The following is a 16,525-nucleotide window of genomic DNA, read 5'->3' as shown; positions in this document are numbered from 1 at the left end:
TATGATTGAGTTAAGACACCTGCGCACGCTATCTGCCCTTAGAGAAACGGGAAGTCTGGTGGAAGCAGCAGAGAAAGTATTTCTTACCCAGTCGGCCTTGTCCCATCAAATTAAAGACCTTGAACACAAACTGGGCTTAGACCTATTTATAAGAAAGACTAAGCCAGTAGAATTTACTACCGCTGGACAGCGGTTATTGCTTCTTGCAGATGACCTGCTGCCACAGATTCGAAATACAGAGCGCGAAATTATCCGTTTAGCAGCAGGTGCTGTAGGCCGCCTTAACATTGCCATCGAGTGCCACAGCTGTTTTCAGTGGCTAATGCCAAGCTTAGATCGTTACCGTGCTGACTGGCCAGAAGTAGAACTTGATTTAGCCAGTGGCTTCAACTTTGCACCGCTGCCTGCGCTGCGAAGTGGCGAGCTTGACCTTGTGATAACGGCGAACCCAAAGGATTTACCTGGCATAAGCTATGTTCCCCTGTTTAGCTACGAATCTGTGCTTGCAGTTAGTAACCATCACTCTTTAGCCAAGAAAAAATTTATAGACGCAGAAGATATCGCCGACCAGACACTGATTTGTTATCCTGTTGAGCGTGATATGTTAGATGTATTTGTGCAATTTTTAGATCCAGCGGGTGTTGAACCTGAAGCTATACGGCACGCTGAGCTTACCGTGATGATGATGCAACTGGTGGCGAGTGGCCGGGGGGTGTGCGCTTTACCAAACTGGGCATTAGACGAATACAGTAGCCGCGGTTATGTGACCGCTGTGCCTATGTCTGAAACTGGCATCTGGTGCACGCTTTATGCTGCAGTGCGCAGCGATCAAGCTGATAGCAAATACATGATGGATTTTCTTGTTACCGCACGCGAAACATCTGCCGCTACTTTGGTGGGTGTTAAACAGAAAAACCAGCAAGGCCAGCCCTTGAGACCGCCTGAAGACTCCCTTTAGATTACCACAAAGCCACTGTTCCTATCGCTCTAATGGCAACAAATACCGCACAGGCAGATTGTACCTAACGGGTAGGCATGATATAAAATAGAGCTAATTTCGTGCATTGCCAGCGGCATTGCTCAACCTACCTTTTTTTGGCCCTCCTAATGAAACCATGGTCTCCAACCAGTTGGCGTGAATTCCCGATATTACAACAACCTAACTACCCTAATTCAGATGCAGTTACTCGCGTTGAGCAACAACTTGCACAAGTGCCTCCACTAGTGTTTGCCGGCGAAGCTCGAGCATTAAAAAAACAGTTAGCCCAAGTGACTGAGGGTAAGGCCTTTTTATTGCAAGGTGGTGATTGTGCAGAAAGCTTTGCTGAATTTGGCGCGTCAAATATTCGCGACACGTTTAAGGTTATGTTACAAATGGCGGTGGTACTAACCTTTGCAGGTAGTTGCCCTGTTGTTAAAGTAGGCCGCATGGCAGGACAGTTTGCTAAACCACGATCTTCTGATAATGAAACTTTTGATGGTATTGAGCTTCCCAGTTATCGGGGAGATATTATCAACAGTACAGAGTTTACCTCTGCTGCTCGCGTACCTGACCCAGAACGGCTAGTGCAAGCCTACAATCAATCGGCTGCTACTTTAAACTTACTGCGAGCCTTCGCCGAAGGTGGTTTTGCAGATTTAAATAAAGTTCATCAATGGAACCAAGACTTCGTGCGCACCAGCCCTCTTGGCACTCGGTATGAGGATCTGGCAGACCAGATTGACCGCTCTTTAAGCTTCATGAATGCCTGTGGTCTGAACGCTGAAAATGCACCACAACTGCACAAAACTAGCCTTTACACCTCTCACGAGGCTTTGCTGCTAAACTATGAACAAGCGTTAACCCGCGAAGATAGCTTAACTAATGACTGGTACGATTGCTCTGCTCATATGCTTTGGATTGGTGACCGCACCCGTCAAGTGGACGGTGCTCATGTGGAATTCTTACGCGGTGTCAAAAACCCATTAGGCTTTAAAGCTGGGCCTACGATGAAGGCTGATGACATGCTGCGCCTACTGGATACGTTAAACCCAGATAACGAAGCCGGTCGCATTAATATTATAGCTAGAATGGGTGCGGACAAAGTAGAGACCTACTTGCCAGACCTAATTAGAGCTGTTGAAAAGGAAGGCCACAAGGTGCTGTGGAGTAGTGATCCCATGCACGGCAATACCATCAAAACCCACACTGGCTACAAGACTCGCCAAGTAAAAGATGTATTACGAGAAGTGAAGAGCTTTTTTGATGTGCATGCTGCAGAAGGCACTTACGCGGGTGGTGTTCACTTTGAAATGACTGGGCAGAATGTGACTGAGTGCATGGGTGGTGCTCATGATATCACTGCCGAAGGATTAGCTGACCGCTACCACACAGCATGTGATCCAAGGCTGAATGCAGACCAAGCACTAGAATTGGCATTCTTAATTGCAGACACCCTTAAGCATGCGCGAAGCAACAGATAGTGCAAACCCTTGTGGCTAGATGGTCAAACTAATTGAACCATCTGGCACACAACAACAGACTAGAATTTCGCCGGGTTCCAACGAGACTAAACTGTCCTGCACCCAGTTAACCTTACCCGAGGTCAACTTCACTTTGCAGCTTCCGCAATAACCCCCACGGCAGTTATAACTCACCGAAATTTGGTGTTCTTCCATACTATCCAGCAAAGAAAATTCTTCGCCGTAACAGAAGGTCTGCATGTCATTAACAGTGACTGTAGAACTCATAGATTGTAGCACCAGCGTTTACAGGGTCTGGACCGTTAGAGGTCAAAATCGTCAAAGTCTGCGTCGTCCATGTTACTGTCGATGGCACCTACAAGGTATGAACTAATCTCAGCCTCTTGAGGAGCAACCTGCACGTTATCACTCACTAACCACGCATTCATCCAAGGCAACGGATTGCTGCGGATGTCAAATATTTCATCAAAACCTAAACCACGCAAACGCACGTTCGTTATATAATCAACATAATCGCTGAGAATTTCAGCATTTAATCCAATCATTGAGCCATCTTTAAACAGATATTTAGCCCATTCACGCTCTTGCTCCGCCGCTTCGCGGAAGATCTCTACCACCTCATCTTTACATGATTCAGCAATGGCGACCATATCTGGGTCGTCTTGACCATTACCCATTAAGTTGAGCATGTGTTGAGTTCCAGCTAAATGCAGGGCTTCATCACGGGCAATCAGCTTAATAACCTTGGCATTACCCTCCATAATTGCTCGTTCAGCAAAGGCAAAGCTACAGGCAAAGCTAACATAAAAGCGCACTGCTTCCAGTACATTTACAGAAGCAACTGTGAGGTACAGTTGACGCTTTAGGGCACTTAAGCTAACCACAATCTCTTTACCATCAACTTGGTGAGCGCCCTCTCCAAGCAAACTATATTGGCCACACATCTCTATAAATAAATCATAGTAGCGGGTCACTGATTCCGCACGTTTTACAATCTCTGGGTTATCAACAATATCATCAAATATAATGCTTGGGTCATCCACTACATTACGAATTATATGGGTGTAACTGCGGCTATGAACAGTTTCGCTAAACGACCAGGTTTCGAGCCATGTTTCAAGTTCTGGTAGAGACACTACAGGCAAGAATGCAATATTAGGAGACCGACCCTGAACACTATCAAGCAGCGTTTGGTATTTTAGGTTACTCAAAAATATATGCCGTTCGTGCTCTGCCATGGCCATAAAATCTTTACGGTCAGTAGATAAATCAACTTCTTCTGGGCGCCAAAAGAAGGACAATTGTTTTTCAATCAACTTTTCAAAAATAGGGTGGCGCTGCTGGTCGTAACGGGCAACATTGACATTTTGACCAAAGAACATAGGCTCTTTTAGCGCGTCATTTTTAACCTTATTAAAGGTGGAATAGGCCATGAGTATCTCGTAGGTGTACAGTTATGTCTAAAGGTTTTCTAGGGCGCTGCTCACTAAAGTTTGCAAGCACCACTTTCACAGTCATCATCTTGATCATCATTAGCACCATCGCGGGTGTTATGGTAATACAAGGTCTTAACACCATACTTATAAGCGGTAAGTAGGTCTTTTAGTAAGAGTTTCATGGGCACTTTTTCATTATCAAAGCGAGCGGGGTCATAATTGGTATTAGCAGAAATAGACTGATCAACAAATTTTTGCATAATACCAACAAGCTGCAAGTAACCTTCGTTACTTGGGATGCTCCAAAGTAACTCATAAGAATTACGTAAGCGTTTAAATTCAGGCACTACTTGCTTAAGAATTCCGTCCTTACTGGCTTTCACACTCACATAGCCCCTAGGAGGTTCAATGCCATTAGTGCTGTTGGTAATTTGGCTAGAAGTCTCGCAGGGCATCAGCGCTGTTAGAGTACTATTACGCAAGCCATGGTCTTTGATCTGCTGGCGTAAAGCGTCCCAATCTAGCAACAATTCCTGAGCACAAAACTTGTTAATATCTTTCTTGTAGCTGTCAATTGGCATAATGCCTTGGGCGTAGAACGTGTCACCATAGGCAGGACATGCGCCCTGCTCTTGTGCTAAACGGCTAGAGGCTTGTAACAGGTAATACTGTACTGCTTCGAATGTACGATGGGTGAGCGCATTGCCTGAACCGTCAGAATACTTAGCACCATTTTTAGCCAAATAATAAGCAAAGTTAGTTACACCAACACCTAATGTGCGGCGCTTCATACTGGCTTCATAGGCCGCTGGTACCGGGTATTCTTGATAATCGAGTAGGTTATCTAAGGCACGAACAATCAGGTCGGACAAATTTTCTAATTCACTCAGATTATCCAATGCACCTAGGTTAAAGGCTGATAGAGTGCACAAAGCGATTTCACCGCTTGCGTCACCAATACTATCTAACGGCGCCGTTGGCAAAGTAATCTCTAGACACAGGTTACTCATACGTACCGGTGCTTTTTTAGGGTCAAAAGCACTACGGGTATTACAGTGATCTACGTTTTGCAGGTAAATACGGCCTGTTTGAGCGCGTTCTTGGGCAAACTTACTAAATAGGTCAACCGCTTTAACTGTGCGCTTACGGATCGTATCGTCGGCCTCATAAATATCGTACAGTCGTTCAAATTCATCTTGATCAGCAAAGAAGGCATCGTATAAGCCAGGCACATCAGAGGGACTGAATAAGGTAATATTGCCACTCTTAATCAAGCGTGTGTACATTAACCGATTAAATTGAACTCCGTAATCCATATGGCGGGCACGGTTTTCTTCTACGCCGCGATTGTTTTTTAACACCAACAAAGACTCTACTTCTAAGTGCCAAATAGGGTAAAAAAGAGTGGCTGCACCGCCGCGAACACCGCCTTGTGAACAGCTCTTAACCGCTGTTTGAAAGTGCTTAATGAATGGGATCATCCCTGTATGGAAGGCTTCTCCTCCTCGAATAGGGCTGCCTAGGGCACGCAAACGACCCGCATTAATACCAATGCCTGCACGCTGGCTAACATACTTAATAATAGCGGAAGATGTCGCGTTGATAGAGTCTAATGAATCGCCACACTCAATCAGTACGCACGAGCTAAACTGGCGCGTAGGGGTGCGAACACCTGCCATGATCGGCGTAGGCAAAGAAATTTTAAACAAAGACACCGCATTATAAAATCGCTGCACATAATCTAAGCGTGTTGCTTTGGGGTAATTAGAAAATAAACAGGCCCCCACCAACATATACAAAATCTGGGGGCTTTCGTGAATTTGCCCAGTTACTCGGTTTTGTACCAAGTACTTGCCTTCCATTTGTTTAACTGCAGCGTAGCTGAAGTTCATATCACGAGAGTGGTCTAAACACTCATTCAAATGGTCAAACTCAGCCTCTGTATAATCTTTCAACAGGGCGTTGTCATAACGCTCCAGGGCCACCATTTTTTTCACGTGCTCACCCAAATGAGGTGGTTCAAAATTACCGAAGGCACGTTTACGTAGGTGGAATATGGCTAATCGGGCCGCCATGTATTGATAATCTGGGGTTTCTTCGGAGATTAAATCGGCAGCAGACTTAATGATAGTTTCGTGAATGTCTGCAGTGCGTATCCCATTAAAAAATTGAATCTGTGCTTTCAGCTCCACTTGAGATACCGACACATTTTCTAAACCTTCAGCGGCCCAATCTATGACACGGTGAATCTTTTCGAGGTCGATTTTTTCTTCTCGCCCGTTACGCTTTGTGACCATCAAATCTTGCATTGATTTGCCTATGTATTATGTTGACTTTTGTTCTTTTTCAGCCTTAAAACTGAACACCTTAAATGTATTTAGTGGTTTCGGAAGAAAGTGACAGAAAAACCCTCAATCACTAGATATTGTGCCTCGAAACAGAATACAGCACCAAATATAGACATTTGCCTAGATAAAATCAAGCTCAAAAACCCCAAAAAAGTAAACTATCTCTATTGACAAAGTGCCAGGCCAGACAAGCCGCGCGTCTCCAACCAGGCAGGCTTTTATTATTTTTTTGTAACCAATAAATACTCGCCTTGATTGATAAAATATGGGATTGCAGCTGGCCGGCTGATACAATAGAATCTTTTCAACAAATGGCAGTTAAAGGACCTTTGGCTCATGTCTCAAGTAACAGTAGCAGTTGGCGAACTCTCCGTAAGCAACACTCTACCATTCACTCTATTTGGTGGGATGAATGTACTAGAGTCAAAGGATCTTGCTTTAGAAATTGCTGATCATTATGTCAGCACTGCACGAAAGCTCAATATTCCCTACGTATTTAAAGCATCTTTTGATAAAGCCAACAGGTCATCAGTAAATTCGTTTCGAGGCCCAGGCCTAGCTAAAGGGTTAGAAATACTAGCGGCCGTAAAAGCAGCTTATAATGTTCCTATTATTACCGACGTACATGAGCCACACCAAGCTGCAGCGGCTGCCGAAGTAGCTGACGTTATTCAGCTACCCGCATTTCTATCGCGCCAAACGGATCTTGTGGTTGCCATGGCAAAAACTCAGGCCGTCATTAATATTAAAAAAGCTCAATTTTTAACGCCAAATGAAATGGCACATATTATTATTAAGTTTAAAGAAGCTGGCAATGACAGGTTAATGCTATGCGAACGGGGCAGCAGTTTTGGCTACAATAACTTGGTTGTCGACATGCTGGGCTTTGGCATTATGAAAGAGTTTGGCCACCCTTTATTATTTGACGTAACCCATGCGTTACAAATACCCGGTGGGCAGGAAAATGCCGCTGGCGGCAGGCGCTCTCAAGTCACACAGCTTGCCCTAGCAGGCATGTCTCAGGGGATTGCTGGCTTATTTCTTGAAGCCCACCCAGACCCAACAAAAGCTAGATGCGATGGCCCCTGTGCATTGCCTCTGGCGCAGCTAGAGGCTTTTTTGAGTCAAGTAAAAGCTGTGGATGATTTAGTGAAGTCATTACCTGCTCTTAACACACAGGGTTAATGAATTAACCGTCAGTTCCTGAAACCATAAACTCTGTAGCCGTTGACGTAAGCTCCTGCTGATGATGCCAAGACTCTGTACTTTGCCAGTGATTCACCCACTCAATGTCTAACTGTGGCCGTTCTATCAGCCGCTGTTTGCGCAACTGTAAAGGTGTATCCACAAAAAGTGACAGCCCCACCATTTCACGCAAGGGCTTACTAAAAGAAAACACCCCATCAAGCAGTAAGACTCCGCTGGGAGCTAATTTAATAACCTGATCACTTTCGCCTTCTAACCAATGGAACGGCTTATAGCCTGCGATGAGGCCTTTACATAATGGACTAAGAATATTTTTTTTGAATTCAGCAGCATTGAAATATGCTTCACGAGCCTTAGCGTGCTGCAACTGCGCTCTTTGCGTAGCGCTAAGCGGGTGATAGAAATTATCTAATTGAAGCAACTGGGTGGGGGCCCAAGGCTCTATTTCTGCTGCTAACGCCCGGCATAAGGTGGATTTTCCAGCACCACCACAACCATCTACAGCGATCACTAACAGCTGGCCCTGTTGGTACCTAACTTGGGCCAATTTAGCGATACGCTGGATTTGCTCTAACCACATTTTCCCTCCATGGAAAATAGTTATTCATATTGTAAAAATAAGCTAAATAATATGCCTTGCAGACTATCATATACTTTTAACAGGGTCATCTTTGTAGCGGCTATACCTCAAGATTGAGGAAACTTTACGGCTAACACTTGCGCCAGACGGATTTGTTACCTAGTATCGTACTCATTAATAGATTTTCACTTTTAACATTATTGCTTATGCTTCTAGTTATCTCGCCAGCCAAAACCTTAGATTTTGAAACGCCTAGTCACACCCAGTTGTTTAGCCAGGGGGACTACCTGACTGAATCTCAAGGTTTGATCGACATGCTATCGCCCATGGCCCCACAAGACATTGCCCACTTAATGAAGCTGAGTGATAAGTTAGCAGCTCTTAATACTGCGCGCTTTGGCAGTTGGAATACTCCCTTTACAGTCGATAACGCAAAGCAAGCCGTCTTAGCCTTTAAAGGCGATGTATACACTGGGCTAGAAGCAGCCACTTTAACGGATGCTCAGCTCGCTTTTAGCCAAACTCACTTACGCATTTTGTCGGGTCTCTACGGCTTATTGAGACCGCTAGATTTAATGCAGGCGTATCGCTTGGAAATGGGCACTAAATTAACCAATCCTAGAGGTAAGGACCTCTACGACTATTGGGGCAATACCCTTACTGACGGATTGAACACGCTGTTGGCTGAAGACACAAACCCCATATTGGTTAACCTTGCCTCCAACGAATACTTTAAAGCGATAAAAGCTAAACAACTGAATGGGCGGCTAGTCACCCCTGTATTTAAAGATCGTAAGAATGGCAATTACAAGATCATTAGTTTCTTTGCAAAAAAAGCCCGAGGCATGATGGCCCGATATATCATTGAGAACCAACTCAAAGACGTTGAAGGTATAAAACATTTTGACAAGTCTGGGTACTATTATAGTGCTGAGCAAAGCACTAAAGACCAATGGGTATTTTTGCGGGAAGAGGTTTAAATTAAGCTAGGCTAACCATAGCAATAAAACGCCATAACGGGCCGCTTTGCCAGTGACAATAAGGCTCAAACAGAGTTTCTTTGGCCAGCCTAAGTATCCTGCGGCCAAGCAAAAGCCATCGCCTATAATGGGCACCCAACTCAGTAACAATAACCAAGCCCCGTGGCTGTGCAGCTGATCGACACGCTTGGCTGGCAATGTGAACATCTGTTCTAAACGGTATCTGATGGTTTGCTTGGGAGCCGTTTCAGTTTGCCTAAGTCTACGGGCTAATAGCCCACCCATAAAAAAGGTGACGTAGCCGCCTAAACTGTTACCCAAAGTTGCGATGAGCCACAACCAAAATGCGTGCTCTGGTTGCTCCATTAACAGGCTTGCAAACAATATTTCGGAGCCGCCTGGTAACAGAGTTGCAGCTAAACCACTATAAACAAACAGAGCAAACCAAGACACGCTATTAACTCATTGGGTAAATAGATTCTGCGTACATATGCAGTTCTTCGAGAATGGCAATTTCACCAGCATCCTTAGTTTTTTGACCCAGTTCATTAAGTTCTTTGGCAAAATGTTCAAAGGTGCGAGCGCCAGAAGCAGAAGCATCCAGTAAACGCTCACTTCGAAACGCCTCCCATGCTTGCATTTCGTCACCACTTAAAAGGTGTGGATAGTTACGACCTTTCAGACGCAACAACATTGCCTCCAAACGGCTGTCGGTAAAAGCAAAGCCACCTTCACTCCACGTTTCTGGTGTTTGTTGATGTACTTGCTGCATGAGTTTACGATCATTATTGCTAAAGAAGCCACCCCCATAAAGTCCTGCATCTGGATCTACAGCAGGGAATTCGGGCCGATTAGAAAAAGCATCAACCAATGCCAAACATAACTCTGAGTCTTGCCGCAAATATTGCAGGTGCAGCTGGCATTGAGCTTTATCAATACCAAACTTATCTGCGTGTTCATCCGCTAAAGTTTGCAACGGAGCCACCACAGGGCATTTGTTAACATGTATTTCTTTTACCGCTGGGCGAGCAACATCCGCTGGAAGCTGGTCTTTACGACTAAACAATAGTTCTTGCAACTGCGCTGAGCTGAACCCTTGCCACATGCGCGGATCTTGACGTAAATCAAACACCAGCGCACCATTACTATTAATAGGATGTTTTGCAAAAGCACCCACTAACGACAAATAACCATTATCGCGCCCATACATAGAAGAAACGTGGAGGATAGGTTTACGCATTTGCAGATCTAACTGCCCCCATACTTGGGTTTTGTGTTTAAGCTGAAACACGTAGTTATAGAGTCGAGGCTGGGCTTTTTTAAGTAAACGGGCTAATTCAATAGTGGCTCGCACGTCGGCTAAAGCATCATGAGCATTAGCATGCTCGATACCATTGGCGGGCGCCAACCGGTCTAACTTAAGTACTAACTCACCCGCATCATTTTGCGGCCAATTAATGCCATCTGGGCGAATGGCCGAAGCAGTTCGAACTAGGTCGATTAAGTCCCACCGACTATTACCGTCTTGCCATTCACGGGCATAGGCATCAAAAAAGTTACGATACAGGCCAAATCGAGTAAATTCGTCATCAAAGCGCAAACTGTTATAGCCCAAGCTACAGGTACCCGGCACACTCATTTGCTCGTTAATAAGCGCCATAAATTCTACTTCCGGCACCCCTTCTTGTAAGCACTTTTGTGGCGTAACTCCTGTGACCAAACAGGCACTTGGTGATGGGAGATAGTCATCTGCGGGGCGGCAAAACCACATCATGGGTTCACCAATGGGATTAAACTCTAGATCAGTGCGAATGGCCGCAAATTGTGAAGGGCGGTCCCAACGTGGATCCAGTCCAAAGGTTTCATAATCATGCCAAAGTAATGTTTTGGTTTGGTCCGCTTGATAAGCCACGCCGGAGCTCCTTAAGGGCTGTGCCGATATTTACCGGCGATAGGTTTGTTCCACAAATGGCATTTTACACACTCTGCAAGGCAATTGCTTGCCACGAACAAGAGCAAACACCTGTGTATCAATGGCGGCGTAGGTAAGGTCAACGTAGCCCATGGCTAAAGGTGCACCTAAGCTTGGGCCAAATCCTCCAGAGGTGACTACGCCAATGACGTCACCTTGAGCAGTCACCAACTCAACGGCTTCACGCACAGGGGCCTTACCTTCTGGTAGCAAACCAACACGACGGCGCTTGGGGCCATTAGCCATTTCACCAAGAACAACATCTGCACCAGGGAATCCTCCTTCGCGGTCTCCTCCAGCACGGCGACTTTTCTGAATACCCCACGCTAAATTAGCTGAAATTGGAGTCGTATCTGGCTTTAGATCATGACCGTACAAACATAATCCAGCCTCTAGGCGCAAAGAATCACGTGCGCCTAAACCGATCCATTCTACTTCGTCAAAGGCAAGCAAACTTGCTGCTAGTGCCTCTGCACGATCATTGGCTACAGAAATTTCGAACCCATCTTCGCCGGTGTAACCTGCGCGACCAATAAAACAATCGTGCCCTAAGATAGACACAGCTCGAGCATCCATAAACCTCATATCTGCAACTTCTGGCGCCAAACGGGCTAAAACTTCACTAGCCATTGGGCCTTGCAGGGCTAACAAAGACCGTGTATCGAGAACTTCTAGTTTTATGTCACTAGCGAAATGAGCGCGCATATGTACAATGTCTTGCTCTTTGCAGCCCGCGTTAACAACCAAAAAGAAATGGTCTCCAGCATTGGTAACCATTAAGTCATCCATTATGCCACCGACAGAATTAGTAAAAAAACCGTACCGCTGACGCCCTTCGGCAAGGGCTACATAATCTGCTGGAATTAAACTTTCTAAAGCCAGAGCGACAGTTTCCATCGACGGACCTGTAAGGCGAACTTGACCCATATGAGAAACGTCAAACAGACCAGCTTGGGCACGACACTGCAAATGCTCTTGCTTTACACCCATGGCGTATTGCACAGGCATGTCATAACCAGCGAAAGGAACCATTTTGGCTCCTGCTTGAATATGCATGGCATGAAAAGGAGTGGTTAACAAAGGATTAGGCATCGGATTCTCGCGGCTTTAATTGAAATAAAGTGATATTAACAATTATAGCAAGTTTCCTATAGGAAACAAAATTTCTTTAGATGATTGCTACGGCATAATGGATTTACCGAGCAACAACCCATAATACTAGTGCGTCCTTCTCACTTAAACTCACTAGCGCATGGCCCATATTGGCATCGTAATACATACTGTCACCAGCCACCATTGCTACCGGCTCATAAAACTCAGTATACAGCGCAAGCTCACCTTCCAAGACTAATAAAAACTCCTCTCCCTCGTGGCGAACCCAATCACCAAAGTCATCAAAACTACGGGCTCGTACACGCGTCTTGAAGGGCACCATCTTCTTTCGCGCAAGGTCTGTAGATAGTAGTTCATGCTCATAAGTGCTCGTTGGGTGCGGTGTGCCCTGGCCCGACTTTGTTAGCACTCGGCGCCCAGAAGCCATAGTGCTGCGGGGCTTAGCGAAAAGTTGAGGGATATCAATCTGCAGTCCATTGGCTAATTTCTGTACTGCTGTAAAGGTAGGAGAAATCTGTTCATTTTCAATTTTAGAAAGGGTTGAACGCGCCAAGCCAGTTTTTTTGCCAGCTTCTTCTAAGGTTAAACCCAAACTTTGTCGAATTTCCCTTAAACGCTTACCTAGCTGCAGTGGCTCTACATTAGCTTGCAAACCAGAACCTGACTCAATCTTTAACTCTGGCATATCGGGTTGTTCTGCTGACATGTTATAGCTCGTTGGTTTTACAGGATAAACCCTATGCTACCACGGCGCCTGTCTGGCGTCATGCCATGACAATCTGCAGGCTGTCTAGCAGAAAAATAAAGGGGAAATATTTCCTATATGCTAATTTATTGATTGAAAGGAATCAAAATGATATGCTTAACGAAGATTACATGGGCCGGTTTATTGTAGGTCCTTTAGCACTTTAATAATTAATATCTGGAACCCAAAATCATGAGCAATATTCCTGCTGAATTGCTTTATACCAGCTCCCACGAATGGCTAGCCGACAATGGCGATGGTACAGTGACTGTTGGCATTACCGATCACGCCCAAGAATTATTGGGAGACATCGTATTTGTAGAGGCTCCAGATGTTGGCCGTAGCCTTGATGCTGGCGAAGAATATACCGTCATTGAGTCAGTGAAAGCGGCGTCAGACTCCTATGCTCCTGTATCAGGAGAAATAATTGCGTTTAACGATTCTCTGGAAGATTCTCCTGAAACCGTTAACGAAGATCCTTATGTAGAGGGTTGGATTATGAAAGTTAAATTGGCAGACGACGCTGACTTAAGCACACTTCTTAGTGCCGATGCCTATCGCGACATTGTTGCCAGTGAAGACTAAGCCACAACGTTTATCGCCCAAAGCCATTAATGAATGGGCTTTGGGTGTTGTTAATTGCATCAAGTAAGGATTCTCCATGTCTGCACCGACTCTTGCCCAAACACCTATTACACAATTGCTTCAAACCAACGCCTTTATTGACCGTCACATTGGCCCTAGTGCAAGTGACAATGAAGTTATGCTGCGTCATCTTGACGTGACCAGCATGGATGAATTGTTAGACCAAACTGTGCCAGACAGCATACGCTTAGACCAACCTTTAGATTTGCCAGCATCACAGTCTGAAGTAGCCACCCTAGCCCAACTTAAAGAGATGGCCAGTAAAAACATAGTTAATGTGTCTTGTATTGGTATGGGCTACAGCAACACCTTAGTGCCCAACGTTATTTTGCGAAATGTGATGGAAAATCCTGCGTGGTATACCGCTTACACACCGTATCAGCCAGAAATTGCCCAAGGCCGTTTGGAATCTTTGCTTAACTACCAGCAGATGATTATGGACCTTACAGGGATGGAACTTTCTAATGCATCTTTATTAGATGAAGCTACTGCAGCTGCAGAAGCGATGGCCTTGTGTAAACGTGCTAACAAGAAGAAAAGTGTAACCTTTTTTGTAGACGAGAATACCCACCCACAAAACCTTTCTGTAATGCGCACGCGGGCAGAATACTTTGGGTTTGAAATTGTTACGGGCGATCCAGCAAAAGATCTAGCCCAACACGATGTATTTGGCGTGATGGTGCAATACCCTGGCAGTGATGGCTCCATTTGTGACTTAAAGAGCATCATTGATGCAGCCCACGAACAAAAAGCCCTCGTGGCTGTTGGCGCCGACATAATGAGCTTAGTATTACTGCAATCACCAGGCCAGTTGGGCGCTGATGTGGTATTTGGCTCCAGCCAACGCTTCGGCGTACCTTTAGGTTTCGGTGGCCCCCATGCTGCGTTTTTCGCCAGCAAAGATAAATATAAACGATCTATTCCGGGGCGCATTATTGGTGTTTCAATCGACACCAAAGGCAAGCCTGCGTTGCGTATGGCTATGCAAACCCGTGAACAACATATTCGCCGAGAGAAGGCCAACTCCAACATCTGTACAGCCCAAGCTTTGTTAGCCAACATGTCATCTTTTTACGCGGTGTACCATGGCCCAGTTGGCTTGCGCACTATTGCTACACGCATTCAACGCTTGACAGCTATTTTGGCAGCACAATTGGATACTTTAGGTTTTCCAGCCAACAACCTAACTTTTTTTGATACGTTAACCTTAAACGCCAATGGCCAGCAGGAAGTAATTTACCAGCGTGCGCTGGATGCGGGTTATAACTTGCGTAAGGTCGACACAGATAGTTTAGGCATTAGCCTTGACGAAACTACCCAAACTGCTCATATACAAGACCTATTAAACATCTTTGCCGGCGCCCAGGTCGAGTTTGACCTGGCCACAACAGATATTCTTTGCAGCAGCATTAGCATGGGCATGCCTAATGAGTTAATGCGTGAAGACGCCATACTAGAGCACCCCGTTTTCAACAGCCACCACAGCGAAACAGATATGTTGCGCTATATGAAGAAGTTAGAAAACAAAGACTTCTCTTTGGTTCATGGCATGATTCCACTGGGGTCTTGCACCATGAAGCTAAACGCTACAGCACAAATGGCAGCAGTGACTTGGCCTGAATTTGCCAACATGCACCCGTTTGCTCCTACGGATCAAACCCAAGGTTACATGGAGTTAATTCGATCCTTAGAAGCGCAGCTAGTAGAAATCACTGGTTACGACCATGTGTCTATGCAGCCTAACTCTGGCGCCCAAGGCGAGTACGCTGGGCTGGTGGCTATTCGAAAGTATCAAGCCAGTATCGGTGAAGGCCATCGTAACGTTTGTATTATTCCTAGTTCATCACATGGTACTAACCCTGCCAGTGCGTCTATGGTAGACATGACTGTGGTTGTCGTTGGTTGTGACAGCCTTGGCAACGTTGATGTGGCAGAGCTTAAGGCTAAGTCAGAGCAATACGCAGAGCAATTAGCGTGTTTAATGATTACCTATCCATCGACCCATGGTGTTTATGAAGAAAGCATCGTAGAAATTTGCCAAATCATTCATGACAATGGTGGTCAAGTTTATATGGACGGTGCCAACATGAATGCTCAGGTTGGCGTCAGCAAGCCTGGCATCATGGGGTCTGATGTATCACATCTAAACTTACACAAAACGTTTGCCATTCCCCATGGTGGTGGTGGCCCGGGCATGGGTCCTATTGGCGTAAAAGCTCACCTTGCGCCCTTCTTACCAAACCATCCTGTAGTGCCAGTTCATGGCAAAGACAATGGTAACGGTGCTGTTTCTGCCGCACCTTATGGTAGCGGTTCAATTTTGCCTATCTCGTGGGCTTACATTAATTTGTTGGGCTCAGAAGGCTTAGAGCAGTCTACTGCCCAAGCAATTTTGAGCGCCAACTACATGGCTTCGCGTTTGAGTGAACACTTCCCAATCTTGTATCAAGGCCGCAATAACCGTGTAGCTCACGAGTGTATTATCGATATTCGTCCATTAAAAGAGACCACTGGTATCAGTGAAGAAGATATTGCTAAACGTTTAATGGACTATGGCTTCCATGCACCTACGATGTCTTTCCCTGTGGCAGGTACCTTAATGATTGAGCCTACAGAATCTGAGCCAAAGCGCGAAATTGATCGCTTTTGTGATGCTATGGCTAGTATTCGTGGCGAAATCGCCAAAATAGAGTCAGGCGAATGGAGCCCTAAACATAACCCACTAAAGATGGCACCGCATACCCAAGCAGATTTAGCCAGCCACGGCTGGAACCGTGGCTATTCGCGTACCGTTGCAGCTTTTCCATCTGTAGCAACTTTGGATACTAAGTTTTGGCCCACAGTTAACCGTATAGACAATGTTTATGGTGACCGTAATCTTATTTGCTCCTGCCCTCCAATGGATGTCTACGAAGACGAGTAGTTAACGCAATACCTAACCAAAGCACCCAGCGTCAGCAAAGAGGCCTTATTAGCTTTGTTGGTCTGGGTGTTTTACTTTACCTAAAACTTATCATACGTTCGGCACATCAGTTGC

The 16,525-nt window shown here is 45.5% G+C and carries 14 protein-coding genes; 6 read left to right on the top strand and 8 right to left on the bottom strand.

Features of this window, described 5'->3' with window-relative positions; translation table 11 throughout:
• The first annotated feature begins 1 nt into the window (after position 1).
• Together ABXT60_RS04350 and ABXT60_RS04345 are read left to right on the top strand one after the other, a co-directional pair.
• Positions 2-958: a LysR family transcriptional regulator gene (locus ABXT60_RS04350; RefSeq protein ID WP_443631529.1), complete on the top strand. Its 957-nt coding sequence runs from the start codon at positions 2-4 to the stop codon at positions 956-958.
• A 149-nt stretch (positions 959-1,107) separates the two neighbouring features.
• The gene (locus ABXT60_RS04345; RefSeq protein ID WP_443631528.1) at positions 1,108-2,463 is read left to right on the top strand and encodes a class II 3-deoxy-7-phosphoheptulonate synthase; all 1,356 of its coding nucleotides are present in this window, start codon (positions 1,108-1,110) and stop codon (positions 2,461-2,463) included.
• Between the two features lie 15 nt (positions 2,464-2,478).
• Here the strand turns inward: ABXT60_RS04345 and yfaE are convergent, their stop codons facing one another.
• Genes yfaE through nrdA form a run of 3 tightly spaced genes read right to left on the bottom strand, consistent with a single transcriptional unit; the run spans position 2,479 to position 6,208 of the window.
• Complete coding sequence (gene yfaE / locus ABXT60_RS04340) at positions 2,479-2,730, bottom strand: class I ribonucleotide reductase maintenance protein YfaE (RefSeq protein ID WP_443631527.1); 252 nt, start codon at positions 2,728-2,730, stop codon at positions 2,479-2,481.
• A gap of 35 nt (positions 2,731-2,765) precedes the next feature.
• Positions 2,766-3,896, bottom strand: coding sequence for a class Ia ribonucleoside-diphosphate reductase subunit beta (gene nrdB, locus ABXT60_RS04335; protein WP_443631526.1), 1,131 nt, complete (start codon positions 3,894-3,896; stop codon positions 2,766-2,768).
• Between the two features lie 53 nt (positions 3,897-3,949).
• On the bottom strand, positions 3,950-6,208 hold the full coding sequence (gene nrdA, locus ABXT60_RS04330) for a class 1a ribonucleoside-diphosphate reductase subunit alpha (protein WP_443631525.1): 2,259 nt from the start codon (positions 6,206-6,208) through the stop codon (positions 3,950-3,952).
• 375 nt (positions 6,209-6,583) lie between these two features.
• Between nrdA and kdsA the strand changes: the two genes are divergently transcribed.
• The gene (gene kdsA, locus ABXT60_RS04325) at positions 6,584-7,432 is read left to right on the top strand and encodes a 3-deoxy-8-phosphooctulonate synthase (RefSeq protein ID WP_443631524.1); all 849 of its coding nucleotides are present in this window, start codon (positions 6,584-6,586) and stop codon (positions 7,430-7,432) included.
• Between the two features lie 4 nt (positions 7,433-7,436).
• Here the strand turns inward: kdsA and ABXT60_RS04320 are convergent, their stop codons facing one another.
• Positions 7,437-8,033, bottom strand: a complete 597-nt coding sequence (locus ABXT60_RS04320; RefSeq protein WP_443631523.1) for a uridine kinase family protein — start codon at positions 8,031-8,033, stop codon at positions 7,437-7,439.
• A 206-nt stretch (positions 8,034-8,239) separates the two neighbouring features.
• On the opposite strand from ABXT60_RS04320, the gene yaaA reads away from it, so the two are divergent.
• Positions 8,240-9,013 (top strand): peroxide stress protein YaaA, encoded by a 774-nt coding sequence (gene yaaA / locus ABXT60_RS04315; RefSeq protein WP_443631522.1) that lies wholly within the window; start codon positions 8,240-8,242, stop codon positions 9,011-9,013.
• A 6-nt stretch (positions 9,014-9,019) separates the two neighbouring features.
• Here the strand turns inward: yaaA and ABXT60_RS04310 are convergent, their stop codons facing one another.
• The 4 genes from ABXT60_RS04310 to ABXT60_RS04295 form a co-directional block, all read right to left on the bottom strand.
• Complete coding sequence (locus tag ABXT60_RS04310) at positions 9,020-9,466, bottom strand: YqaA family protein (protein WP_443631521.1); 447 nt, start codon at positions 9,464-9,466, stop codon at positions 9,020-9,022.
• Between the two features lie 4 nt (positions 9,467-9,470).
• Positions 9,471-10,925, bottom strand: coding sequence for an exodeoxyribonuclease I (gene sbcB / locus ABXT60_RS04305; protein ID WP_443631520.1), 1,455 nt, complete (start codon positions 10,923-10,925; stop codon positions 9,471-9,473).
• A 30-nt stretch (positions 10,926-10,955) separates the two neighbouring features.
• Positions 10,956-12,077, bottom strand: coding sequence for a glycine cleavage system aminomethyltransferase GcvT (gene gcvT / locus ABXT60_RS04300; protein WP_443631519.1), 1,122 nt, complete (start codon positions 12,075-12,077; stop codon positions 10,956-10,958).
• A 103-nt stretch (positions 12,078-12,180) separates the two neighbouring features.
• Positions 12,181-12,804 carry a helix-turn-helix domain-containing protein gene (locus ABXT60_RS04295; RefSeq protein ID WP_046482176.1) on the bottom strand — a complete coding sequence of 208 codons (624 nt, stop codon included), beginning with the start codon at positions 12,802-12,804 and terminating at the stop codon, positions 12,181-12,183.
• A gap of 231 nt (positions 12,805-13,035) precedes the next feature.
• Here ABXT60_RS04295 and gcvH point away from each other — a divergent pair, with 231 nt between their 5' ends.
• Positions 13,036-13,428: a glycine cleavage system protein GcvH gene (gene gcvH, locus ABXT60_RS04290; protein ID WP_443631518.1), complete on the top strand. Its 393-nt coding sequence runs from the start codon at positions 13,036-13,038 to the stop codon at positions 13,426-13,428.
• A gap of 76 nt (positions 13,429-13,504) precedes the next feature.
• Entirely contained in the window at positions 13,505-16,411 is a 2,907-nt protein-coding gene (gene gcvP, locus ABXT60_RS04285; RefSeq protein ID WP_443631517.1) for an aminomethyl-transferring glycine dehydrogenase, read from the top strand.
• Positions 16,412-16,525: the final 114 nt, after the last annotated feature.

The sequence above is a fragment of the Candidatus Njordibacter sp. Uisw_056 genome (assembly GCF_047730085.1).
In the GTDB taxonomy this organism is placed as follows: domain Bacteria; phylum Pseudomonadota; class Gammaproteobacteria; order Pseudomonadales; family Balneatricaceae; genus Njordibacter.
This window is presented reverse-complemented; position numbering and strand designations above follow the sequence as displayed.

What these genes read in the sequence shown, in the direction of transcription:
- ABXT60_RS04350 (WP_443631529.1), top strand. Translation starts at nt 2, where the DNA reads ATGATTGAGTTAAGACACCTGCGCACGCTATCTGCCCTTAGAGAAACG.
- ABXT60_RS04345 (WP_443631528.1), top strand. Translation starts at nt 1,108, where the DNA reads ATGAAACCATGGTCTCCAACCAGTTGGCGTGAATTCCCGATATTACAA.
- yfaE (WP_443631527.1), bottom strand. Translation starts at nt 2,730, where the DNA reads ATGAGTTCTACAGTCACTGTTAATGACATGCAGACCTTCTGTTACGGC.
- nrdB (WP_443631526.1), bottom strand. Translation starts at nt 3,896, where the DNA reads ATGGCCTATTCCACCTTTAATAAGGTTAAAAATGACGCGCTAAAAGAG.
- nrdA (WP_443631525.1), bottom strand. Translation starts at nt 6,208, where the DNA reads ATGCAAGATTTGATGGTCACAAAGCGTAACGGGCGAGAAGAAAAAATC.
- kdsA (WP_443631524.1), top strand. Translation starts at nt 6,584, where the DNA reads ATGTCTCAAGTAACAGTAGCAGTTGGCGAACTCTCCGTAAGCAACACT.
- ABXT60_RS04320 (WP_443631523.1), bottom strand. Translation starts at nt 8,033, where the DNA reads ATGTGGTTAGAGCAAATCCAGCGTATCGCTAAATTGGCCCAAGTTAGG.
- yaaA (WP_443631522.1), top strand. Translation starts at nt 8,240, where the DNA reads ATGCTTCTAGTTATCTCGCCAGCCAAAACCTTAGATTTTGAAACGCCT.
- gcvT (WP_443631519.1), bottom strand. Translation starts at nt 12,077, where the DNA reads ATGCCTAATCCTTTGTTAACCACTCCTTTTCATGCCATGCATATTCAA.
- ABXT60_RS04295 (WP_046482176.1), bottom strand. Translation starts at nt 12,804, where the DNA reads ATGTCAGCAGAACAACCCGATATGCCAGAGTTAAAGATTGAGTCAGGT.
- gcvH (WP_443631518.1), top strand. Translation starts at nt 13,036, where the DNA reads ATGAGCAATATTCCTGCTGAATTGCTTTATACCAGCTCCCACGAATGG.
- gcvP (WP_443631517.1), top strand. Translation starts at nt 13,505, where the DNA reads ATGTCTGCACCGACTCTTGCCCAAACACCTATTACACAATTGCTTCAA.